25 protein-coding genes, 1 pseudogene and 1 riboswitch are annotated in these 24649 nt (G+C 32.8%); of the genes and pseudogenes, 2 read left to right on the top strand and 24 right to left on the bottom strand.

Features of this window, described 5'->3' with window-relative positions:
* Both hcp and SA378_RS09245 read right to left on the bottom strand, forming a co-directional pair.
* A partial coding sequence (gene hcp, locus SA378_RS09250) for a hydroxylamine reductase (protein WP_318525704.1) occupies nt 1-948 on the bottom strand: 948 nt, incomplete at its 3' end.
* Nucleotides 949-976: 28 nt separating this feature from the next.
* On the bottom strand, nt 977-1711 hold the full coding sequence (locus SA378_RS09245; RefSeq protein ID WP_318525703.1) for a hypothetical protein: 735 nt from the start codon (nt 1709-1711) through the stop codon (nt 977-979).
* Nucleotides 1712-1862: 151 nt separating this feature from the next.
* Here SA378_RS09245 and SA378_RS09240 point away from each other — a divergent pair, with 151 nt between their 5' ends.
* Nucleotides 1863-2522: a Crp/Fnr family transcriptional regulator gene (locus SA378_RS09240; RefSeq protein WP_318525702.1), complete on the top strand. Its 660-nt coding sequence runs from the start codon at nt 1863-1865 to the stop codon at nt 2520-2522.
* Nucleotides 2523-2661: 139 nt separating this feature from the next.
* Nucleotides 2662-3087, top strand: a complete 426-nt coding sequence (locus SA378_RS09235) for a DMT family transporter (RefSeq protein WP_318525701.1) — start codon at nt 2662-2664, stop codon at nt 3085-3087.
* Nucleotides 3088-3141: 54 nt separating this feature from the next.
* On the opposite strand, the gene SA378_RS09230 is transcribed toward SA378_RS09235, so the two are convergent.
* The 22 genes and pseudogenes from SA378_RS09230 to SA378_RS09125 all read right to left on the bottom strand — a co-directional run.
* On the bottom strand, nt 3142-3918 hold the full coding sequence (locus tag SA378_RS09230; RefSeq protein WP_318525700.1) for a ribonuclease H: 777 nt from the start codon (nt 3916-3918) through the stop codon (nt 3142-3144).
* Nucleotides 3919-3928: 10 nt separating this feature from the next.
* Nucleotides 3929-4417, bottom strand: coding sequence for a pyridoxamine 5'-phosphate oxidase family protein (locus tag SA378_RS09225; protein ID WP_318525699.1), 489 nt, complete (start codon nt 4415-4417; stop codon nt 3929-3931).
* Nucleotides 4418-4486: 69 nt separating this feature from the next.
* Complete coding sequence (locus tag SA378_RS09220; protein WP_318525698.1) at nt 4487-5737, bottom strand: GGDEF domain-containing protein; 1251 nt, start codon at nt 5735-5737, stop codon at nt 4487-4489.
* Nucleotides 5738-5875: 138 nt separating this feature from the next.
* Nucleotides 5876-7225: an MATE family efflux transporter gene (locus tag SA378_RS09215; RefSeq protein WP_318525697.1), complete on the bottom strand. Its 1350-nt coding sequence runs from the start codon at nt 7223-7225 to the stop codon at nt 5876-5878.
* 409 nt (nt 7226-7634) lie between these two features.
* Nucleotides 7635-8852: an MFS transporter gene (locus SA378_RS09210; RefSeq protein WP_318525696.1), complete on the bottom strand. Its 1218-nt coding sequence runs from the start codon at nt 8850-8852 to the stop codon at nt 7635-7637.
* Nucleotides 8853-9035: 183 nt separating this feature from the next.
* Nucleotides 9036-9374: a histidine kinase dimerization/phospho-acceptor domain-containing protein gene (locus SA378_RS09205; protein WP_318525695.1), complete on the bottom strand. Its 339-nt coding sequence runs from the start codon at nt 9372-9374 to the stop codon at nt 9036-9038.
* Nucleotides 9375-9664: 290 nt separating this feature from the next.
* Nucleotides 9665-10774 carry a nicotinate-nucleotide--dimethylbenzimidazole phosphoribosyltransferase gene (cobT, locus tag SA378_RS09200; RefSeq protein ID WP_318525694.1) on the bottom strand — a complete coding sequence of 370 codons (1110 nt, stop codon included), beginning with the start codon at nt 10772-10774 and terminating at the stop codon, nt 9665-9667.
* A 141-nt stretch (nt 10775-10915) separates the two neighbouring features.
* Nucleotides 10916-11090, bottom strand: a riboswitch (cobalamin riboswitch).
* A gap of 69 nt (nt 11091-11159) precedes the next feature.
* Nucleotides 11160-11804 (bottom strand): DUF4397 domain-containing protein, encoded by a 645-nt coding sequence (locus SA378_RS09195; protein WP_318525693.1) that lies wholly within the window; start codon nt 11802-11804, stop codon nt 11160-11162.
* A 208-nt stretch (nt 11805-12012) separates the two neighbouring features.
* Nucleotides 12013-12699, bottom strand: a complete 687-nt coding sequence (locus tag SA378_RS09190) for an alpha/beta hydrolase (protein ID WP_318525692.1) — start codon at nt 12697-12699, stop codon at nt 12013-12015.
* Between the two features lie 187 nt (nt 12700-12886).
* A complete protein-coding gene (locus SA378_RS09185) occupies nt 12887-14269 on the bottom strand; it encodes a DUF2812 domain-containing protein (protein ID WP_318525691.1) in 1383 nt (460 codons plus the stop codon).
* Nucleotides 14270-14409: 140 nt separating this feature from the next.
* Nucleotides 14410-15681, bottom strand: coding sequence for a methyl-accepting chemotaxis protein (locus SA378_RS09180; protein ID WP_412178689.1), 1272 nt, complete (start codon nt 15679-15681; stop codon nt 14410-14412).
* Between the two features lie 29 nt (nt 15682-15710).
* Nucleotides 15711-16511 (bottom strand): nitrilase-related carbon-nitrogen hydrolase, encoded by an 801-nt coding sequence (locus SA378_RS09175; protein WP_318525690.1) that lies wholly within the window; start codon nt 16509-16511, stop codon nt 15711-15713.
* A gap of 139 nt (nt 16512-16650) precedes the next feature.
* A pseudogene (gene rhuM / locus SA378_RS09170) lies at nt 16651-16779 on the bottom strand (RhuM family protein); the annotation flags it as partial.
* A gap of 212 nt (nt 16780-16991) precedes the next feature.
* Nucleotides 16992-18167 carry a 23S rRNA (uracil(1939)-C(5))-methyltransferase RlmD gene (gene rlmD, locus SA378_RS09165; protein ID WP_318525689.1) on the bottom strand — a complete coding sequence of 392 codons (1176 nt, stop codon included), beginning with the start codon at nt 18165-18167 and terminating at the stop codon, nt 16992-16994.
* Nucleotides 18168-18213: 46 nt separating this feature from the next.
* Entirely contained in the window at nt 18214-19422 is a 1209-nt protein-coding gene (gene uvsE / locus SA378_RS09160; RefSeq protein ID WP_318525688.1) for a UV DNA damage repair endonuclease UvsE, read from the bottom strand.
* Between the two features lie 166 nt (nt 19423-19588).
* Nucleotides 19589-20188, bottom strand: a complete 600-nt coding sequence (locus tag SA378_RS09155; RefSeq protein WP_318525687.1) for a carboxymuconolactone decarboxylase family protein — start codon at nt 20186-20188, stop codon at nt 19589-19591.
* A gap of 32 nt (nt 20189-20220) precedes the next feature.
* The gene (locus SA378_RS09150) at nt 20221-21072 is read right to left on the bottom strand and encodes an MBL fold metallo-hydrolase (protein WP_318525686.1); all 852 of its coding nucleotides are present in this window, start codon (nt 21070-21072) and stop codon (nt 20221-20223) included.
* Nucleotides 21073-21153: 81 nt separating this feature from the next.
* A complete protein-coding gene (locus SA378_RS09145; protein WP_318525685.1) occupies nt 21154-21336 on the bottom strand; it encodes a 4Fe-4S binding protein in 183 nt (60 codons plus the stop codon).
* A gap of 394 nt (nt 21337-21730) precedes the next feature.
* Complete coding sequence (locus tag SA378_RS09140; RefSeq protein ID WP_318525684.1) at nt 21731-22753, bottom strand: sugar kinase; 1023 nt, start codon at nt 22751-22753, stop codon at nt 21731-21733.
* Between the two features lie 19 nt (nt 22754-22772).
* On the bottom strand, nt 22773-23399 hold the full coding sequence (locus SA378_RS09135) for a bifunctional 2-keto-4-hydroxyglutarate aldolase/2-keto-3-deoxy-6-phosphogluconate aldolase (RefSeq protein WP_318525683.1): 627 nt from the start codon (nt 23397-23399) through the stop codon (nt 22773-22775).
* Nucleotides 23400-23487: 88 nt separating this feature from the next.
* The gene (gene kduD / locus SA378_RS09130; RefSeq protein ID WP_318525705.1) at nt 23488-24273 is read right to left on the bottom strand and encodes a 2-dehydro-3-deoxy-D-gluconate 5-dehydrogenase KduD; all 786 of its coding nucleotides are present in this window, start codon (nt 24271-24273) and stop codon (nt 23488-23490) included.
* A 24-nt stretch (nt 24274-24297) separates the two neighbouring features.
* Nucleotides 24298-24649: 5-deoxy-glucuronate isomerase (locus SA378_RS09125; protein WP_318525682.1), on the bottom strand; the 352-nt coding region annotated here is incomplete at its 5' end.

The following is a 24649-nucleotide window of genomic DNA, read 5'->3' as shown; positions in this document are numbered from 1 at the left end:
TTTTCTTACTTCTTCACTCTTCGGAGGAACAATACAGTTAGTAGTAAACAAAATAGGACCATGGAATGATTTAAACTCTTCTAACTGCTTCCACCAAGCGTTACCATAATTTCCTGCAAAATTATCATACTTTTTAAAAACTGGATAATAATGAGCAGGCAACATCTCGCCATGAGTATATACATCCACTCCTGTGCCTTTTGTTTGTTCCAGCAGCTGTTCCAAGTCAATCAAATCATGACCGGATATAAGTATTGCAGGATTATTTCTGACGCCAATATTTACCTTTGTAATTTCTGGATTTCCAAACCTGGAAGTATGTGCTTCATCCAAAAGCGCCATAACTTTTACTCCGTATTCACCAGTTTCTAGCGTCAGAGCCACAAGATCATCGACAGTAAGAGAATCATCCAAAGTCGCTGCTAATGCCTTATAGATAAAGTTATTAATATCAAGGTTTTCTTTTCCGATATTTTTTGCATGCTCAGCATAAGCTGCCATTCCCTTAAGTCCGTAAATAATCATTTCACGCAATGAGCGAACATCTTCATTCTCTGTTGATAGCACACCCACGGAAGCTGCTTTTTCAAGCATAGATTCTCTGGTATCCACTGTATATACAGCCGCATCATGTAAAGTGTTCATGTCAACAGAATATTTTATCTCATCTCTAAGTGTAATCATTTTTTTAATCTGCTTTTCAAGTGAACCATCGTCAAAGTTTGCATTAGTAATAGTCATAAACAAGCTGCTCAGAACTTCATAATTGGTCCTATCGAGCTCACGTGTATCAACCTTCCCTTTCACAACAATATCCGAAATACCTTTGAGGGTGTATATCAGAAGGTCCTGAAGCTTTGCAACTTCTTCGTTTTTTCCACATACACCTGTAATTGTACAACCCGTGTTTTTTGCAGTTTCCTGACATTGATAACAAAACATACTCATTTTAATTTCTCCTTTAATTTATTATTATTTATTCATCACCTTTTTCACAGCATTTAATTTGCTGTTTATATAAAGTATTTACGTTAGGGTTTTTATCTCCAAATTTTTCGATAATTTCATCTAATATTTCTTTTCTGTCTAAACCTTCCTGCTCTCTTTTCTTTATCTGCTTGTATACACCAAAAACGGTAGAAGGACCTATTTCTGATGAAAAATGGCCTATTCCCTGATTCCATGCAAATAATGAAAACAACTCGTCCAACTCATTAACCGTTACTCCTAAAGAATATGCTTTAATAAGCTCTCTAGTAGCCTGCCTAAATCTGGAAGCACCGATAGCATTGCTCATTGACAGAAGCAGCTTTGTTTTCAAATCTATTGCTGCATCTTCTTTACCCCATATTAATTCCCAAAAATCAACAACTGTACCTGCAAGTACATCATCTATGGTTTTATAGTTTACAATTGCAGTTGGTTTAAACGGCATATCCGCTCCGCTTTCAAACTTAATTATTTTAATTTCTGTTCTGTAAAAATACACTCTGTATTCGTGTTCAGAAATCTTTTCAGTTACATATTCAAAACCAAGATTTTCGAGAGCCGAATACAAGGGCTTTGGTTCAAAGCTCTGAATAACACATATTCCGTTATTCAAATCTACCTGCTGTGCTTTGTGCAGAATTCCAGGCAAGAAATTATTCGTTAGATTTCTCACATCAATTGCTGAGAAAGATGATTTTTGATTTTCCCAATGTTTTGCCATATATTTATCCTCCTTATAGAAATAATTGTTTTAAATGGCTATAAAACTCGACAAACTTTTTTGTTTGATATTTTTTATGTTTGACTTTATGTTCCGAGTATACTATAATCAAAAAAATAAGTCTGTTGTAATTACAACGAAGAAGGTTTTTATGGATAATTATTTAGATATATTGACGACAGTAGATTTGTTCAATGGTATTAAAAAATCGGATTTACACCCACTCTTGTCGTGCCTATCCGCAGAAGTAATTCATTATAAAAAGGGGCAGACTGTATTTTTCAGCGGTGAAAGCATTAAACAAATAGGTATAGTGTTGTCGGGACAGGTTTATGTTATTAAGGACGATTATTACGGAAATAGAAGTATACTTAACATAATTAATGCTGGAAATCTGTTTGGAGAATCTTTTGCTTATGCGAATATTAAAACGCTTCCGGTCAGTATAATTACATCGACCGAAAGCGAACTTCTCTTTATCGATTCTAAAAAGCTTGCCGTTCCATGCGCTAAGGTATGCGAATTTCACATCAGACTGATTCAGAATTTGTTAAACATCGTATCAAAAAAAAATATATCACTAACACATAAAATTGAATTTACATCAAAGCGCACAACCCGAGAAAAACTGCTGGCATATCTTTCAGCAGAAGCCAAGAAAGCTGAAAACAGCAACTTTTATATCCCATTCAACCGACAGGAACTTGCGGATTATCTTTCTGTTGAGCGAAGTGCTATGTCGGCTGAACTTTCAAAACTAAGAAATGATGGCATTCTAAAGTATCATAGAAATCAATTTGAATTGCTTTGAATAATTTCGCGCTAACAAGTCGTACTATTTTGATAATAAAATGTACAGAAAATGTTATGTCATAATTTACCGCTTTTATATTTGCCTTTTTAAGTAATACTATACTATTACTTATTTTTCAAAAAGGAGATTGAATAGTATGACTGGAATTCTATTTGCATTGTTGGCTGGATTTTTGATGAGTGTTCAAGGTGTTTTCAATACACGTGTAATGGATTCATCAAGTATGTGGGCTACAAATAGTTGGGTACATTTCACAGCTTTTGTTGCAAGTATAAGTATATGGCTCTTTACAAGCCGCGAAAATTTATTTTCTGTGTTTAATGTTAGTAATAAATTATATTTATTTGGTGGTGTTATCGGTGCATTTATTACATTCACTGTTATTAAAGGCATCTCAAGCTTAGGCCCTATATATGCGACAATGCTAATTTTATTGGCACAGCTTGTAACTTCTTGTTTAGTTGAGTCTTTTGGAATATTGGGTACTGAGAAAATTTGCTTTGAGTGGAACAAGCTAGTAGGTGTAGCTTTGATGGTTGTTGGAATTGTTGTTTTTAAATAAGCTGTCATCTATTCACAAGCTAAAACCATTAATTTGGATGATTCATTGTCAACCTCAATTTTCTTTCTTCATAGATTCGCGTTTTATCCGAGCCATCAAATCACAATACTCGTTTTCAAAATGATTGTTGTGGGCTTTTACATAACCAAACTCAACGCGCCTTCCTTCGCAAAGCCATTCCAGCTTCAACCACTGATCGATATTCTTTGCCTTAGTCCCGTTTGCAGTACACCAATTATTTAATTTCCAATGCACCATCCACTCAGTTATCCCTTTTCGAACATACTGAGAATCAGTCATAATTCTTATATCACCATGGTATATTTCCAAAGCCTTAATGACTGCTTGAAGTTCTGTCGAAGAAGAATCCTTACATTCACTGTTATACTCATGTGCTTCATAACGCCCATCCAAGTCTTTTTTCAAAATACTATAGGCAGCTTGTTGATGTTTTTCATCATAACTTGCGTCTGTATAGACTTCTGTCAAATCTCTTTTTTTAGAGTTTTGTATAACGGTGATATCCCTGAGGTCTTTAACAATTATGTTGTCCCGATTGTTGAACGCAGCTATATCTTTTCCGTCAATCATGGAAAAATTTAGTTGAAAACCTACATAATAGCTATCAGAACGCTTATTGTGCAGCAATTTCCTCAACTGAAATTCATTGGCCAAAAGGAATTGCGTCAGAGCATTATTCCCTGAAATTTTTAATTCCTTTGTCTCAATATCAAAAAGTAAATTTGCTTGGTTTTGTTCATCCAAAATCAACAGGCCATAAAGTGTTCCTTTGTTTTCAACTACTTTCAGTTGCATCTGTTTTATGTGCATGTTGATACTCCTATTTATTTTTTGCTCTTACGAATTCAATAGCTTCTTTGCCGGTTATGTGTTCTACATCAATTGCAATAACATAAGACTGCATACATCCCATTATTTCCTTAATATTGGCTTCTTCGGGCTGGTCTCCTGAATATTTCTCAACTAAAGCTTTAAAAGCTTCAATACGTTCATCGCCTTCTGCTATTCTTGCTTTTCCAAAGGCTATAACACTGCGAAAATATGTGGTATACTCTTTACTTACTATCATATCTTCATCTATTACCGAAAAAGACACCTTTGGATTCTTAGCGACTGCATCTATTTTATGTCCTGTTTTTGCTGAATGAAAATAGATTTTCTCATTGAAATAGACATAGCTAAGCGGAACTGTGTAAGGATAATCATCATCTCCTAAACACGCCAGAACGCCGTTTGTACATCTGTCCATTACAACTATTGTGTCCTCCATCGATAATAATTGTTTTATTCTTCTCATTTCTCTAAACATTAATTATTTCCTCACTTTCATCGTTATTTCTTATAAACTCACCCTTTCGTTATTTATTTATTGTCATGCTTACACATCAGAGGGTTTATTGTAGGTCAAGGTTGCAACACAATTTCGTCCATTGCTCTTTGCGAGATATAGTGCTTGGTCAGCAGTATCTATTATTCCGCTGATATCCTTTGCGCTCACAAGAGTCCCAGTGCAAGTACCCAAACTAATTGTGATATAAAGACTTGTTGAAGATCTCTCGTTTGGAATTTCAAGATTCATGACTTTTAATCTAATGGAATTAGCAATCTTAATAATATCTTCCTGACTCTTATTAAAAGCTGCATAGATAAATTCCTCACCGCCCCAGCGAATCGCGATTTGTTCGGTATTCTCAATCAAGCTGTTGATTTGTTTTGCAACTTCAATCAAGGTCAAATCTCCCTTTTCATGCCCGTAGGAGTCATTGTACAGCTTGAAATTATCAACATCTATCATAATAACAGATAAGATCAATTCTGATTTATTTTGTAACATCCTATCAATAAACTCGCGAAAACCCCTGCGGTTCAAAAGTCCTGTTAGTTCATCTAAAAGCGCTAGTTTTTTCAGCTGCGCGTTTATGTTCTTAAGCTTCTTGTTAATAATTTTGTTTTCTTCTATTTCCTTTTCAAGCAACAAATTTGATTGATTCATAAGTTGTTTGATTACATAGTTGTCGCAGTAATTGCGGTAAATAATTCTCGAAGCAGTCCATGAGATAACCACAAAAACAGTCATATTCAAATAATGACCAATAATAATATTGCTTGAATTTTGAAAGAAGGGTAAACCGATTGCGAGAATCAGGGTAGATGTAAGATAAGGGATAATCATTCTTTTTGCGTCAATAAAATATATTATAGAACACACAATCATATTGACCATATAAGTCATAAGATGCCCATATAATTTCTGATCCATCAGTGAAATTACGCTGCCCCAGATCATTATCAAAGTTAAAAAAACTACTGTTAAGGTATCCATTGCTCTTAATGAGATTCTTTTCTGACAAAAATTTTCAATTAGAAGCAGATACGTCAGATTAATAGCAATCATGATTAAATACATCACCATATAAGAATAAAAGGAGAATGATTTGTTGACTTTAAGAAAACAAGAGATGATATCTATTAACAAAAAAATCATCTCAATGGCTATAATTATGATTGCCAGAAGTTTGACTCTTCGAATATTCTGGAGAATCAAATCTTCCTTAAATTCTTTGCTGTCTAAATATTCTTTTCTTATATTTGTTGGCATATCAGTCTCAAAAAAATAAGGTATTTTCATATTCTAATAACTCCATTTCTATTCTCGTTACACTCACAGGATGTTATACTTTTATATTAAATTACGATATTCTCGTCTTCCATCCACAATTACATTTATAATAAACGCTACCCACTTTTTTAATTTTAGGAAAAGTGTTTAAGTTATGTTTTTTATCCATTTTTTAGATAAAATTCTAGGCATAATTAATATAACTTTAATCAATTCTTCTAATGATACAATTGCATATACCCAATAAACCGGCATATCTAGCAGCAATGCTCCAATAAAAGCAAGTGGTACTCCTATAATCCATACTGAACCAACATCTAGAATCGCTGCAAATGTTGTATCGCCTCCACCTCTTAATACTCCTACTATTCCTGTGGCGCCAAACACCCTGATAACAAAGGTCAATCCCATAACAATCAGTAATTTCCTGGACACCTCATACAAGCTATGATCTATTCCACTGAATAGTTTTAGTGTAAGGTTAGGAGTTGCAGCTTGAATTGTTCCCAAAGCAAGTCCTAAAAGCAATGATAGCATCATGAAATTCTTGGCATATTCGTATGCTTTATCCTCATCCCCGCTGCCAATTTTACTCCCAATCATTACCGTACAAGCATTGGCTAACCCTCTAACCAACACGAAGAAAACATTTTGTATTGTATTTGTAATTTGAACTGCCGCTGTTGCTTCCTCACCAAGCTTTGCATAGGCAATAGAGTACATCACCTGTCCTAAAGACCATGCTCCTTCTGCTAATATTACAGGGTAAGTCGTTTTAAGATATCTTTTGATAAAATCCTTGTTCCAGCTTATTAATTCTTTTATGTTTGCTGATAAAACACCATCTTGATAATACACAGCATAAAAAGTTACTCCTATTTCTACAAATCTTGCTATAACTGTTCCTAACGCAGCTCCTTTTACACCCATTGCTGGTAATCCAAGCTTTCCAAATATTAATACATAGTTAAATGCTGTATTGGTTACAAAAGAAATAGCTGAAATTTTCATTGGTATTTTTGGCTTTCCTGTAGTCCTTAAAGCCACACTATATGCAAAGCTAACGGCAGTTGGAATATATGATAGTGCTACTATTCTTAAATAATCGCTGCCTATTCTGATAACTTCCGGCTCATCAATTAAAATTTTCATTATCAATTGTGGAAATAATAATGCTGTTACTGTAAATACAAGTCCTACCATAGCACTTAATGATACTGCAAGTCCTAAAACCTTTCTAATACTTGGTATATCATCTTTTCCCCAATATTGGGCAATAAATATAGATGAACCGCTATTGATTCCAAAGGTAATTAGGATGTAAAAGAAAAAAAACTGGTTGGCCATCCCAACAGCAGCAATACTAGTTTGACCCAAACTGCTAATCATCAATGTATCCACCATATTTACAGATGATGTAATCAGATTTTGCAATGCAATTGGCAATGCTATGGCTAGCATTGATTTAAGGAATATTTTATCTTCAAATAATTTCATAATTTCTCCGTTTAGTTATAAATTTAAGTTTTCCCTGCAAGAATTTCATCTGTTCATAAACTGTCCCTGTGCTTCCTATAGTTATTCTAATACTAAAGTTATCCCATCACCAAAACAGAATTGTTTAGTATATTGTACCAGATGTTTCCTAATAAATCTATTGTCAATTTTTTACCTATAATACAAGCACTTACTAATACTCTCATAACTATACGCCACCCACAACTTCTGATATACAGGACTTAATGCCTCCTAAAGGGCATAATTTTTTTAAGGCGGAAAAATCTTTTAAGTGAAAGATTTTTCCGCCATTATGTTATTAGGAATTTTAATAAATTATCAAAAATAAAGCTTTTTTTGCAGTAAAATATGTAATATAATCACAGCAAAACACAAAAAAGACTGCAAATTATTTTTTCATTAAGAAAGCAGCTACAAACATGACAACGGAGACGATACCCATAGTAAAATAGTATCCAAGTGTTTCAATAAACATGCCTCCCACAATCGGAAGGATGACTACAAAAATATTCAAAGTGCCACGTATACCAAGGTATTCGGTACGATGCTCCTCTGGAGCGATGTCCAAGAGATATGGCTCAAATCCGATTCGCCTTCCGCTGATGATGAAACCCAGAAGAAAAAACACAATTGCAAAATAATTAGGTCCTAGAAATGACAGTCCAATGGCAATCAAAGGTATCAAAGCACCCATAAGAATGCAGATATTGACGATTGTTTTAGAACTGAATTTTTTTGCAATGTATGCCCAAACGACATTTGAGAAAATGGTACCGATAACTTGGAAAATCAAATATTTTCCAATATATGAATTGTCGACTTGGAAAACCTCTTTTGCATAAATCATATAAAAAGGAAGCAGCATAATACTAGAGCTTGTCATATTTTCAATGATGATATATCGTCTAAAGTTATAATCCGCTTTCAGAAACAAAGGTACTTTTTTCAGATATTGAATGAAGTTCCCTTCTTCAAGTATTGTCGCTGAAGGCGGTTCATTGATAAAGATAAAACCTAAAGAAGCGATAAATAATCCGATAAATCCAATGCATAAACTGATTGAATAATTAATCGGAAAAACCAAATTTCCAATACTGAAAATTCTTGTAACAATCAATCCACCCATAAAAGCTGCAATACTGCTGAAAAACTGCTTGACGGCATAGAGTTCGGTTCTTTGTTTGCTTGGCAGTATTTTTGCTATTATGTCAGCATAGGCGATTCCTGCAAATCCCGAACTAATTGAAAAAAGGAAAACCCAGAAAAAGAAACTGCTTATAGCCAAAGTAGGGTTACTTATTCCAAAATAATAGGTGAATACTGCCATACCCAAAAAAGAAAAAGAACGTAAATAAATGCCAAACATCAGAAATTTTCTTTTCAAGCGATATTTTTTCAAATAATGGCTGAAAATCAGATTAAAAATGAGCGGAACGCCCAGCATGATGGAATAAAAAAAACCAAAAATAATTTTAGAAGCCGTCAGTTCTGATACAAGCGCTGGAAAAACGGTATTTAGATCCAGCATTGACATAGTCAATGCCAAAAAAAACGCGTGCCAAATAAAAGCCATATAAGTAATTCTATAATTTTTGTTGTTAGTCATGGTCAATACTCCTTTGCATTATTCATTTTCTAATTATACAACAAATCGTCTTAATTTCAACAGTGAAATAAATCTTTGTTTATTTCATATGATTTGAAATTATATTTAACTTGAATTCGGCAAGTAGTTTCTAAAAAGAACTACAAGGTCCTATAATTACTATATAATTTTAATTTATTTCTTTTAAAAAAATTTGAAGAAATATTGATTAAAAAAATAGAATCCTACCTTAAAATCGGCTATAATGTAATCACAACAACATTTTCCTAAGGCTTTGCTACAGATATCTTCTTTCTCAAAAGTCATACCTTCAACTTGAAGCCTAGACATCTCCAGCATGTCCGAAATCAGTTTTTGTAGATTGTTGCTTTCCTTTAAAATAATTCCATAATATTTAGCTATTATTTCTTCACCCTGTATAATATTATCAGCAAGCGTTTCAGTCAGCGCTTTGATAGAAGCAATAGGCAATGCTATGGTGAGCATTGATTTAAGAAATATTTTATTTTTAAATAATTTCATAATTTCTCCGTTTAGTTATAAATTTAAGTTTTCACCGCAAGAATTTCATCCGTTCATAAACTGTCCCTATGCTTCCTATAGTTGATTCTAATACTAAAATTATCCCATCACCAAAACAGAATTGTTTAGTATATTGTACCAGATGTTTCCTAATAAATCTATTGTCAATTTTTTACCCATAATACAAGCACTAACTAATACTCTCATAACTATACACCACCTTCAACTTTTGATATCCAGGACTTAATGCCTCCTAGAGGGCATAACGTTTCACTTCAAATGTTCTATTTTTAATTTACTGTTGTTACTCCTGAAGTTTCAAAAGTATCCATTTCATCAGCAATTTTTATAGCTGCTTCGACCATATTAAACATAAGTGCTGCACCAGTGCCTTCCCCTAATCTCATGTTTAAAAACAATCTTGGTTTTAATCCCATATATTTCAATGCTATTAATTCACCTTTTTCCTCCGAAGAATGAGAAGTTATCATAAATTCAATAGCTAATGGATTAAGCTTTGCAGCAACAAGTGCTGCGGCAGAAGATATTATTCCATCTATTATTGTTGGTACATTTTGATATGCTGCTTCTATAATTGCTCCAACCATTGCAGCAATTTCTAATCCACCTATCTTAGCTAATGTATCTATCGGATTATTAGGATCAGGATTATTGACTTTAATTGCTCTTTTAATTATTTCATATTTATTTTCTAATGCATCATTTTTTAATCCAGTTCCACTCCCTGTAGCTTCTTCAACACAGCATCCTGTAAATACAGTTATTAAAGCTGAACTTGGAGTAGTATTTCCAATTCCAACTTCTCCTGCTGCTAAAATATTTATTCCGGACTCAATTGCATCAGAAGCGATTTTAGCACCGGTTAACAAACTCTGAAGAGCTTCTCTTCTTGTCATAGCAGGTCCCTCGGCAATATTATCCGTTCCATTCTTGATACGATTAACCATCAGTTCAGGAGGATCAATAAGAGTGGAAATACCTATATCATTACATATAAGTTTTGCATCTGCATGTTTAGTTAATACGTTAATACCACCTCCTCCGCTTAGATAGCTATAAAACAATTGAGCAGTTACTTCTTGCGGAGCTGCACTAACTCCTTCTTTAACAACACCATGATCCCCTGCCATTAAAAGTACTCCTTTTCCCTTAATTTCAGGATGTACAGTATGTTGTATCCCTGCTAACTGAACAGCAATATCTTCTAACACACCTAGACTTCTAATTGGTTTTATCTTGGTATCAAGTCTCCTCTGCATTCCTTCAGCTGAAACTAAATCAGGTTTTTTTATTCCTATTATAATTTCATTCAATGCCAATTCTAATTCATTTTCACTCATACTTTTGATGTTTAAATCTTTGTAAAATTTTTTGTTCATTTAATAATTCCTCCAATTAATATAAATGTGGACTTCAACCTTTAATGTATTAAAAAATTCATGATTGTCCATGCAACTAACAAAAAAATCCCGCCATAATACAAAGTATTATGGTCGGGACTTTACCTTCATCACCGATATTTTCAATAATTATTCATAGGCAGGTCTCCTGACTCAGACTCAATCATCCTATTGCTCCTTCCCAGCATAAACCAGTGGTACAGCAAAAGACTAATCCTTACAGTGTTGGGTACGTACCGGACTTTCACCGTTTTCCCTATTCTCCTAAATAGGCACCTATAAATATTATTCAACTAATATTAGTTTAATATAAAATCTTAATAAGGTCAACAAAAATACTTTAAAAAAGTTAATTTTGAAAAATTCATCTTGGTTCAGCAGCTAATAATGCTTCTAAATTAGGTTTATCTCCAACTAAGCCAACCGCATAGACGGTATAGAAAGTATTTGGATTTAATTTAACATTAGGAACTGTTAAAACAACATTATCTGTTCCGGCTGGGTTTACTCTAAACGTGTATGTTCCAGATGGAACACAAGTATAATTAGCTATGCTTTTAAATGGAACATTGCTGAAAACAATTGAACCATCTGATAATTTTATATCAACAGGTGGTGCATCTGGGGATAGATGGATAAATCTTATACAAGCCATACCAGTTTTATTGGCTGAAGTTGGTTCCTGAATTGGATATAGGCTTATATCAGGCAATTCTCCAATAGCAGCTATGTTAAAGACAGAATTTGCAGGAATATAAACACTTGAGTCAATAACAGGATTTGTAGTTTCTCCTGTTGGATAAACCTTAATATTATAATTACCAGATGGAACAGGTAAATATGGTGACATTTCTTTATAAACAAGATTCCTAACAATAAGATTATCATTAGCATAAACATCTACTGCAGGGGCATTAGGAACTGCATGAAGCACTCTTATTTTAGAATTCATTTGCTGCTGCATCATATAACAATGTGCTAACATGTTGGTATATGGGTAATAGTACATAATATCTCTCCTTCATAATTTAATATATACTATTAATATATGAACAAAGTATTAAAAAGTGATGCTACTAATCCTTAATATCGTAGTCATAGGGAACGGTTCTCCGCAATTTCATAATTCTTGCAATTAAACAGCCATTTATTCAATTATTAACCATTTGTTCTTTCCATAATAATAATCATTCCTTTTGCTGTAATTCCTCCTCATTTTATATAACTGTTTGCAAAAAAATCTCAACCTCTTTATTAAATTCCTTTGATACTTTGTTTGCAATAAAATGATTTCCTTCAATAATGGACAGTTTTGCATTAGGTATATTTTTCGCAATTTCTTTTGTGTGAGCTAATGTTATCATATCCTTTGTACCTGCAATAACAAGTGTAGGAATATGAATTGATTGTAACTCATCTGCTTTTATATTAGGTTCATTAACCATTAACCCCAATAATTTCATATTACGTTTTGCATCTTCTGATTTTCCTGCAAATGCTTTAGTAATTTTATATCCAATTTCTATAGGAATCTGAATTGTCCTTTTTACCCCTCTTGGGTTTAGATTTCCTCCATTCAATATCAATACCTTTATTTTGTGAGGATATTTCAATGCAAATTTCATAGCGATATTGGCCCCATCAGAAAAACCTAAAATAATGGCTTCTGAAATTCCCAGCTCATTCATAAAATCATTTAAGTCTTCAACAAACTGCTCAATAGTAAATGGTGCAGTTCCTCTCGGTGATTTTCCATGCCCTCTCGTATCTACTGCAAGCACCCTGTAATTCTTGTAAAAATGCTCTATCTGATGTATAAAGTACTCCCCATTTTCCCCATTTCCATGCAAAAGAATGAAGGGAATACCAGTTCCTCTCTCTTGATAATATAAAGATATATCCATATTAAATTCTCCAAATGATGATTTGTATTTTAGTTTCTTAACGAATAGCAAAATTGCAGGCGACGATTTTAATTGTCCTATCAACAGTAGCTTCATCAATCTGCATCAGCAATTTATCAAAATTCACAGATAATAATACTTGGCGAAATTAATTATTAATTTTACCTCGGAGTAGATATTATAAATGTCAATTCTCCAATGAAGAATCTGAAAAAAATCTACTAATTATCAACTCTCTTGTTTGTCTATCATTAAAATCCATATCCCCTGTAAAATCATTCAAATGCAGCACTATATTTCCTTTCTGGATTATAATTTCACCCTTCTCATCTGTCAGTGCCATATTATCAACATCCCATAAATCCTTCATCTCATCATCTGTAATAATATTTTTTGTAAATATAGTCATACCTCTCCACTTCATTCCTTTTTCCAACTTCTCAGTTATTCCATTAAAAATAACCTCAGCAAAATATGAATTTATTGACTTATAATATTTAATACTCATACTTTCATTATTACCATTTATATTTTCAGATTCCCAATAAGTATAATGTTTAGGCACAACAGGACTCATACCGGGTTTAAACTCCCTGATTACACTACCCTGTATTGATTCCTTTGATATTTCTTCCATTGTAATTATAGGATACTCCTCTGAAACGTAATTTACTTTATATATATCCTCTGATCCTTCTATAATTAATGAAGCTATCATAGGAATAAAAATGATTATTAAAATTATTGAAATTACTATGTATAGTGCTCTGCTATCCCTTTTAATTTTATTCTTCTTTACAAGATGCCTAATACCTGAACCGATAATAAAACCGACCACCGGACCTAGCAACGCCAACACTATATTATCAGGCTTAAAGAATGCATCAGCAATAAAAGACAGTATGAAAAGCAATATAATAATCCATGTCGGATAATAAAATAAAATTATACGCCTTCGCGCACTTTTCAAGGTAGGTTTTGCTATGGATATGCCCTTTTTAATATTTCTTCTGGCTTTTATCATCCAGATTATGCTGTAAACAGCAGGGATTACAACAAATGTGCATAATATAGGAAATAAAAATGTGCTTGTGACTCCTGTAAAGCTTAAAAGATTACTATATCTTAAAGGTATATTCCTAACTAATACAAAGACAGCAACTATTAAGAATATACATATACCACGCAACTCATTTCTTATCAGCGTATGTTTAACAATTTCTTGCTCAATTTCTTCATCTGTTTGAATAGGAACCGTCTCGCTGTCCCCATCAGCATAAAAAAACTGTAAATAATCCTGTGATGTTATGAATATCCATCCGGACTCTCGACATTGATTCCTATATGCTTCTGATTCTTCTGTTTTTTCCGGAGTAAGCGGTCCGCCACCTTTAAATACATCTACATAAAATTTAAGCTTCTGTGGCTCTATGGCTCTAAACTTTGCTATACATCGGCCAACCTCACTTAGCATCCAGCCCTTCTCAGCCATTTCCTCTAAATATGTTCCCATAGCTTTATAATCAAGTGAAAAAAATCCCCATAACACCCACTTAGTTTTACTTTTCATTTACCTTTTCCCCCCATTCTAAGATATCATTGCAATCAATTAAAGTTTTCAATTGTTCTCTTGAAATATCACAAACACTATGCTCATACATTCTATACTAATGCATGGTATGGTTTTTAAGGATTTAAATCATACTATTTTTATGCTAAATATTTTTCTGTTATTCTCTTTATTGCGCCATCTTTTTCTAATTCTTTAAATTTCTTATTAAATAAATCTATAAGGTGCTTATTATCTTTAGTTTTAGTAAACCCTATTCTTGATTCAGTTGTGTCAGCCTGCACATATTTATATTTCTCTTCCTTTACCTTGCCAGCAAAATTCAATTTTTTAATCAAATAATTTCCAGAATAGGAATTCAAAATTATTACATCTATTTGTCCTTTCAGTAATTTTTGAAACATTATATCTTCTTTAAAGCTAAAATACCTCTGAAATGAAGTATTCTGATCAAATTCTTCATAATATTTATATCCGGTCAATACACCTACACGCTTGTTTTTTAAGTCATCTATACTATTAATAGAAATGTTATTCTCCTTGCTTGTATAAAAATTATATCCACTTTCATATCTGTAATTAATGCTAAAATCTAAAAATTCCTTTCTTTCCTCGTTAATTTCTATTGTAGGAAGGATATCTACTAAACCTTTTTTTGCCATAGCAATGGAAGTATCCCAAGGCACCATTTTATATTCTATTTGATAACCTGCATCAATATATATTTTATTGATTATATCTATATCTATTCCTGAAGCAACATCATTTTCAACATCATAAATTATGAATGGCTCATATGGCACTGTGGCTACAGTAATCTTATTATCAGAATAATAATCTTTCATTAATTGTAAAAATACGAAATTGACCTCTTCAAAATTACTTATACTGCTATTTAAATTATCTACTGAATTAGTTTCTAATAATACTGATTGATTTACATCAACAATTGAATTTGTTACCTCTTCAACTGAAAGTGTTATTGAATTAATAAATTCTTTAAGATTAAATATTTGTTTAACAATTTTTTGCGAATTAAATGATATATCACTTGATTTACCAAATAGTTCCTTTGATGTCTCTTCTATATTCTTAAAACTTACAATAGTTTTATCAATGCTTACGGTTTGATCTTCTATTTTATTAAGAACATCAATTAACTTTTCTTTTGTATCCACAAATGAAAGTCTTAGCTCTTTAATAATTTCAGAAATAACAACGGTAACTTCGTTTGTTTCCTTTGCTAATGACCTTATCTCAGTAGCTATTACTGAAAAACCTTTTCCATACTCGCCGGCTCTTGCTGCTTCAATAGACGCATTTAATGCCAATAAATTAGTTTGTCGTGAAATATTATGTATTCTACCTATTAGAGATTCTGCACTTAAAGTTTTTTCTTCTAAATCCGCTATTGAAGTGCTAGTATTATCTAATAAGCTTCTTACTCTTGATAACTCATCAATTCATCCTTTATCGCTTGTCCACATGTTATACAATTATATAGATTAGATCTTCTATAAGCAAAATAATCAATATTTTCATTAAAATCTTTGTGCTTAGAAAAGGTATAAACCTCCACACAGTTGGTATCTATACTCTCTCTTACTACGTCTCCATATCCATTTACCATCTGTATACCCCCGTGATAGTTATTACAAATGAAACACATATTGCACTCATATGCTCTCATTGGAATATATTTTGACCAATTTTTCAATCTTTTTTTACAATCATAAGGAGTATTAAAGGGCGCAATTATAATCTCTGCTCCCATAAGCTTTTGAAGAATGCTCATCTCCATGATATGTGTATCAATACAAATCTGAATACCAAAAGTATACCCCCTATAGTTAAAAACATCGATGGTATCTCCATAATTATAAATAATCTTTTCATTTTTCCCTAAATGTACCTTACGATAAATATATTCACTTTGATCCGGAAATGCAACTATTTGAGAAATATAAACTTTGCCCCTTTCTTTAAGGACACATCCATAACTAATAGCCATATTATATCGTATTGCTAAATTGCGAATCTGATAAGTGATTTTTTTTAAAGCTTCTTCATTCTCTATATTATCCAAATATTTTGGATCTTTAAGTAAAAAAAGTTCTCCAAAGCACAATAAATCTACATGAGAATATTCTTTTACACAGGTTTCCATGATTTGATAAGTAGATTCTATACCATCTTGAGTTGGAATTTTAGAAACAGCTCCAACAACTATCTCATTTTTCATTTTCTTTACCTCATAATCATTCACTGTAACTCATTGAACAATAAAAAAGTTCAATCTTGCGGCATTACTTTATGTTAAAAAATATTTACCTTTCCATAAAGAATCAGATAAATAGTTTTTAGCAACAGATACATCAGTTACCTTTAATCGTATAATCTTTAGCTATTTGGTTAACCCATTTTCGAAACTGCACAGCTCTTTCAGAATTTACCTTAAAACCAACAGCAATAACCATCTGTAAGTTATAATGATTGGTGGCATATACTTTTTGTCAGCTTTTTTCCGTATTCCCTGTTCATAGGTCCTCTGATCAGCAAAGTAATTAGATTGAGATACAATCCCTTGTATTTCATCATTTTCTTATTCCCCCTATATTCAAATTTTCTTTCCCAATAAAGCGCACTCTGCAAGAGGTTTTCCTTTTAACAGAGTTGCATCTGTAATATGAAATCCTCTATTGCTGACGTATTTTCTAGATTTTTATTTTTCAACCCTTGACATCAATACTACGCACTCCACGTGCTCTGTTCCTGGGAACATATCTACAGGTATGGCTTTTTTTGCTTCATATCCTCTTTTTACGATATAAGCTAAATCTCTTTCCAATGTTTCTGGATTACATGAAATATATACAACCTTCTTAGGATTTATTGAAATCATTGAATCTAAAAATTGTTCTGTACTTCCCGATCTTGGTGGGTCAAGAAAGACTACATCAGCTGATTGCTTTTCAGCAGTAATTTGGTTCATGAATTCACCTGCATCTTGATTATAGAAATAAATATTTCTGATGTTATTTCGTTTTGCGTTTATTACAGCATCTTTTACAGCATCACGATTAAGCTCAACTCCAATTACTTTTTTTACATGATCGCTGGCAATTATGCCAATGGTTCCTATTCCGCAGTACGCATCAATAACTGTTTCATTTTTATTCAATTCTGCTAGTTCAATTGCCTTACCATATAAAACCTCTGTCTGTACAGCATTTACTTGGTAGAAAGATTTTGGCGAAATTCTAAAAACCTTACCGCACAACGTATCCTCTATAAAACCCTTTCCATATAACACCTGTTCTTTTTCACCAAGAACCATACTGGTTTTTCTATTGTTTACATTCATAACTATTGTTGTTATTTCTGTATGCACTTTCAAAAGTGCTTTTATAAAATTATTTTTCGAGGGAAATATATGTGAAGCAATAACCAGCACAACCATAATTTCTCCACTTTTATAACCTGTTCTGATTAAAACATGGCGCAATAGGCCAACTCCTGTGTCCTCATTGTAAGTCCTGATTTTAAATGATTTAAGCATTCCTCTTATTGTAACGATGATGCTGTCTGCTCGCTGATCTTCTATTAAACAACTGTCAATGGAAACAACCCTGTGAGAACCGGCCTCGTATACTCCAGATATTACATTTCCTTTTTTATCTGTATCAAATACTGCGTGGACTTTGTTTCGGTAATAATACGGATTTTCCATTCCTATAATATTTTCCACCTTGCAGTATTTATCTAACAGCATGTTAATCTTACTTTGCTTTTCCTCTAATTGTTTCTCATAGCTGTAATTCTGCAGCTGACAGCCTCCGCATTTAGCAGATACAGGGCAAATAAGTTTATTTGAAAAATTTCTTTTTTCTTCTTGCATTTGTTCTCCTAATAATAAACTATTATAACTATTAATTTCATTATTTTTATATTTCAAAATAATATGAATTTAAAAGATATTTTTGTTCATATTTTTCAGCCATTTTTTTTAGATATTTCTTTACTGCTATAATACTTGTTTTATTGGCTTGATACGCATCCATTCGTTTAAAAAAATCAACCTTTTCTTTTTCTGTTGCTAGATTTTTAAAATAACCCCACACATGAAGAGCAGAATTGGCACAGCTTCCTGTTTCGCCATCATTTTTCATTGCCCTTTCAACTATATTGTAAAAAGAAACAGCAGAAAAATCTTGTTTATTTTTTAATTGTTCTCTTATTTCCAGATAGCTTTTATGGGATTTTCCCAAGATAGTGTACTTGTACCTGCTCCATTCCTTTTCCAGTTCATAAATATCTAAATTTGGATTTGTGCAATTTATACATTTAATACAAGACAAATTTTTATCCTTAACTTCAAGCATAATGTCTATGTCATTTCTGTCAATCATTTTATAAAAACTCATGAATTCATTAATGCTTACAAAATCAGAATGCGATCCCTTTTGTTTATTTTCAGCCTGTTGGGAGTAATGTATTTTTTGATTACCGTCTTCTGTCCGCCAGGTAGACTTGCATTGTTCTACCCAATATTTTTCGCTCATATTTTGCCGAGAAGAATTTATCTTATTGTGAAGGTTGTCAAAAATTACAGGTACCTTAAGTTTATATCCAATTTCAAGGACTTCTTCAATATTGTATATTTTATCGTCGTTTTCAATAACAAGTCGCTTCTTAATTTTTTCATCTAACTTCTTGTAATTTTCTATAAATCTTTCTACCGCCTCATTTCTGTTGTCATAGGCTCCCCCTATATGAAGAATAATCTTATGTCTAGAATTAAGTCCTAGACTGTCAAGAATCCTTGTGTGGTAAATCAAATCTTGGACAGCTTTTACAACAACATCGCTATTTTTGGAGTTCAAGACTGTATACTGTCCGGGATGAACAGAAACACGCATATTGCTCAATTTGATTTTATTACCTATTTTAGAAAGTTCCTCTTTAAATATATCCCACCATATTAATTTGTTTATTTCGCTAGAACCAAAGGGAATCAAATCAGAGCTTATTCTGAAAAGCTCAATATTATTTTCTTTGTTATAATCAATTATATTATTTAATGAGTTGATATTGTGTCTTGCCAACTCAGTTATTCTATCGCTGCTGGCATTTTTTAGTGTGCAACTTTTCATATCTGTATTTAAGACCCCTAATGTCTTACATGCATATCCTATGCTCATACAATTCCTTTCATAAATATGTTTAAATTATTTATAACAATAAAAACAAATTATATTTAAGCATAATCATGCCAACTCATGATCATGCCTACTAAAGATTTTAACTTGAAATTTAAGATTAACTTTTAAAATCAATTATCTTTAACTTCAACAAAGAAGCTATTAAGGAATGCACAATCGCAAAAGGTATGAGTACACTTCCTATAATTATCACCTCGACTTCATACAGCAAAGAACTCCTTCTATCTGGTCTGCCTTTAAGTCGATTTGCAAAGGAACTCCATGGAATCCCATATGCATTGCCCATCATAATAATACGAATAGCTCCAAGAATGCCGTATGATTTATTTAACCCATAACTTTCTACGATACGATTCCATGTTTCCCTTGCAGGTTTACCTCTGCTATCTGCATAATGTTGCGCAAACATAATAGCTTGAATCTCATCTGAAGGAATATTAGCCATAACCCCCGAAAGCATGTTTTGAATCTCTTCATTACTCATTCCAGCCTCTAAAGCCATTTTTGTATGTGCGTACGAACATATCTCACAACCGTTTACTTCAGTAACAGCAAGCATAATTCGTTCAATGAATTCAGAACCAAGTTCATTATTTCGCTTAGCTTTTGATGTATATGGAACAGTACGTATTCCATGATAAACAAGCGTATACATCTCTTTTATTGAGTATAATTTTCTCCCGACATCAATTTTCATAATATCACCTTATCGCTTTAAACAAGCCATTCTTAAGCTTCATCATCAATCTCAATTACATTTCCTGTATTATTATATATATACGTATCCTCAAATTCTTCTTTAATTCTCTTTATTCCTTCTTCTCCCGTACAGTGTGAAACACCAATCAAACTCAAGTTAAACTTATGTAATTCTTCGATTGTTTTTTTCATCCTTATTTCATTTGCTTCCACCAAATGAGTACCACCTATAACTGCATAAATAGGCATGCCTGTTTTTTCTTTAATGGAATTCAGGATATTGATAATTCCTACATGCGAACAACCTACAACTACAACTAATCCTTTTTTTGTAGATATTCCCAGTACAATTTCATCTTCAAACTCATCATGTATCTTTACATTTTCATCGTCAATAAAGAATTTATCATTTCTGATCTCAAAATCTGTTTTTCTTTCAAAATGATGAAACAACATGAGATTTTCCGAAATATAATGCACATTATCTTCAATTTTCTTCAAAGGAATACACTTTTCAAGAATATAATTTTCATCGAATGAATTTCCAATATATTTGTATGTCTGAACATCCAGCAATTTATACTTTTTATTAAAAAACTCTGCTCCGACAATTACTTCCACTTTATTATTCAACTCATTAATAAGCTTCCGAAATCCTCCACTATGATCATAATGCCCATGACTGATTATGATATAATCTATGCATCCAAGGTTCTTATTTAAACTTTTTGCATTTTTTATGAAATCTCCTGTTTGCCCAGTATCAAATAATATGTTCTTGCCATCTACTTCAATATACAAAGAAAGGCCATGCTCATTTATAAGTTTTTTTGCATCATCAATATTATCTTCTATAAGTGTAGTTAACTTTAATTTCATCATTTACTCCCTCATATTTTTTATTAAATAATATGAATCTATGTTTTGTTCTTTATTGTTATAATAAACAATTGATACTAATTTTTATTTGACTATTTCGTCAACCATTTCAATAGCATTAACCGGACATAAATTATAACAAATTCCACAGCCGTTACATAGCTCAATTTTTATTACAACCTTATCTTTAAATTCAATAGCACGACATTTTGATCTTAGACACATTTTGCACTGTCTGCATTTTTCCTGGTTAACCTGATATTTCATATAAACCTCCTTTCTGTAAGCTTCATTAACTTCATCATAATTGTACTCTTTTTTTATGTTTAATCCGTTTAGTGAATATGTACGAACTAATTTATATCTCCATTTTTTACAGTAATCATATAAATAAATTATTTCGTCAATATTTTAATTTATGACATATGCCATTATATTTGTTTATTAATAATATGTCAATATGTTGACCTGTGCATCTTCAAAAGGATTTTCAATTTCAGACACAATCATATAAGCACTGAAATTATCAACATATGCAAAATTATTTATTTCAATTTTATATCCTTGAACAGTCCCATTTCCTACACCTTGCTCAAATTTTCTCCTCCATAAAAACAGACCAACCAAATATCAATATGGGTTGGCCTGTTTATTATTTTTACTATCTTTGAACTCTTCCTGAAGCATCACCTTTTAATAAATTCTCAACCTCAGCAGCAGTAACCATATTGAAATCTCCATGAATTGTATGCTTTAAAGCAGAAGCAGCTACGCCAAAATCCAAAGAAGCTTTGAAGTCTTTACCCTCAAGCAATCCATATATTACCCCAGCAGCGAAGGAATCACCGCCGCCGACTCTATCTACTATTCTGATATCATATTTTCTGGAATGATAAAAATTATTGCCATCATATGCACATGCTGACCAGCCATTATCCGAAGCAGAATATGATTCTCTCAGTGAGCTGATCACATATTTAAATCCAAATCTTTCCTTCATTTGCTCAAATATATTTCTATAACCTGCCAATTCCAATTCGCCGGAAGTAACATCTGTTTCACCTGGTTTAAATCCCAAAACTTTTTCTGCATCCTCTTCGTTGCCAATACAAACATCAACATACTGCATCAGATGAGTCATCACTTCCTTAGCTCTTTCGGAAGTCCAAAGATTCTTTCTGTAATTCAAATCAACTGAAACTGTAACCCCATGTTTCTTAGCAGATTTTAAAGCTTCTTCAGTAAGGAAAGCAGCTTTTTCACTTAATGCAGGAGTTATCCCTGAAAAATGAAACCAATCTGCATCTTTAAATATTGCATCAAAATCAAAATCACTTGCTTCAGATTCTGAAATTGAAGAGTGAGCTCTATCATAAATTACCTTAGAGGGTCTCATAGATGCTCCGGATTCTAAATAGTATATGCCTACTCTTTCTCCGCCTCTCGCTATATAGTCTGTATTTACTCCAAATCTTCTCAGATGATTTATTGCTGCCTGACCTATTTCATTTTTAGGCAATTTAGAAACAAAGTATGCATCATACCCAAAATTGGCCAGTGAAACTGCTACATTAGCTTCTCCTCCGCCATAAACAACGTCAAAGGAATCTGCTTGTATAAATCTTTCATATCCAGGAGTTGAAAGCCTGAGCATTATTTCTCCCAAGGTCACTATTTTTTTCATAATTATCCTCCTATAAACACTATTCTCTTACTGATTTTACCTTGTCAACAAATTCCTTAGCAGCAGTAGTCATTTCCTCACTGGAACCTTTGGTTAAATTACCCCCAACGCCTACAGCTATACATCCGTTCTTAATCCACTTGTCCACATTATCCAGACTTACTCCGCCTGTAGGCATCAGGACAGCTTGAGGCAAAGGGCCTTTGACTGCCTTTATATACTCAGGACCCACGAGACTTCCTGGGAATACCTTGATGACATCCGCGCCTGCTTCCATAGCCTTGATCATTTCAGTCAATGATAAACAGCCTGGCATATAAGGTATTTGATATCTATTGCATAGCTTTGCAGTATCAAGATCAAATGCAGGGCTTACAATAAATTTTGCACCAGCTAATATTGCAATCCTAGCAGTTTCGCTGTCCAATACTGTACCTGCGCCAACCAATAAAGTATCACCGAATTCATCTGTCAATGCTTCAATGACCTTTTGAGCCCCTGGAACTGTGAATGTAATTTCAATAGAATCTATTCCACCGTTCATACATGCCAATGCAATATTCTTAGCCTGCTGACTGTTTTCTGCTCTGACAACAGCTACAACACCAACCTTTTCAATTCTTTGTAGCACCTCATATTTTCTCATCGTCTTTCTCCCTAATTATTAAATAAAAAACCAGCAATTTTATAACATTTCATAATTTATAATACAAGTATAAACTATCTGCTATAAATTATCTGACAAGCCATCCACCATCAACAGCCAATATATGACCATTTACATAATCGGAAGCAGGACTAGCTAAATACACAATCGTACCCATTAAATCTGCGGTTTCTCCCCATCTGCCCGCTGGGATTCTTGACAATATTTCAACATTTCTCTTTTCATCCTGTCTTATTGGAGCTGTATTATCAGTCTTAATATATCCTGGTGCTATTGCATTTATTTGAATATTCTTATCAGCTAATTCATTAGCAAATGCTTTGGTTAATCCGGCTATCCCATGCTTACTGGCAGTATATGATGGAACAAACTTTCCACCTTGGAATGATAGCATAGATGCTATATTAATTATTTTTCCTCCGCCCTGCTTAATCATATATTTAACTGCTGTTTGAGATAAATAATATATTGAATTAAGGTTTATATCTATAACCTCTTTCCAATCCTCATCTTTAAATTCCGTAATAGGAGACCTTCGTATAGTTCCTGCATTATTAACAAGAATGTCTATTCTACCATATACCTCAATACATTTATCAATAGACGCTTTTGCCATATCTTTATCAGATAAATCTACTTGCATGAATTCTACTCTTCTATTTTCCTTTTTAATTAGACTCTCTATCTCTTCCCAATTTGTTTTAGAACGACATGGTAAAAAGATATCTGCACCTGCTTTTGCCAGTGCAACTGCATAAGCCAAACCCAGCCCCTTATTGCCACCTGTTATAACTGCAACCTTATTTTTCAAGGAAAACATGTCCATATTAAATTTATCTAATTCTCTGAACATTTCATCCATAATTTAAATTCTCCTTTATTTTAATTTAGCATTATCTATATGGTCCATATCTGTAAACTCTATATTTTCTCCTACCATTCCCCATATAAATGTATAATTTTTATTACCAACACCTGAATGTATAGACCAGCTTGGTGAAATAACTGCTTGTTCATTCCTCATAACAATGTGTCTGGTTTCATCTGCTTCACCCATTAAATGAAAAACTAATCCCTCTTCATCCATATCAAAATATAAATATACTTCCATTCTTCTTTCATGAGTGTGGCACGGGAAAGTATTCCATACATTGTTTGGCTCTAGCATTGTAAGTCCCATCACTAATTGACAACTTTCACAAACGTTTGGATGAATGTATTGATATAAT

The sequence above is a fragment of the Sedimentibacter sp. genome (genome assembly GCF_033447055.1).
Taxonomy (GTDB): Bacteria; Bacillota; Clostridia; order Tissierellales; family Sedimentibacteraceae; genus Sedimentibacter.
Note: the sequence above shows the minus strand (reverse complement) of the source record. Positions and strands in the feature narration are given on the sequence as shown.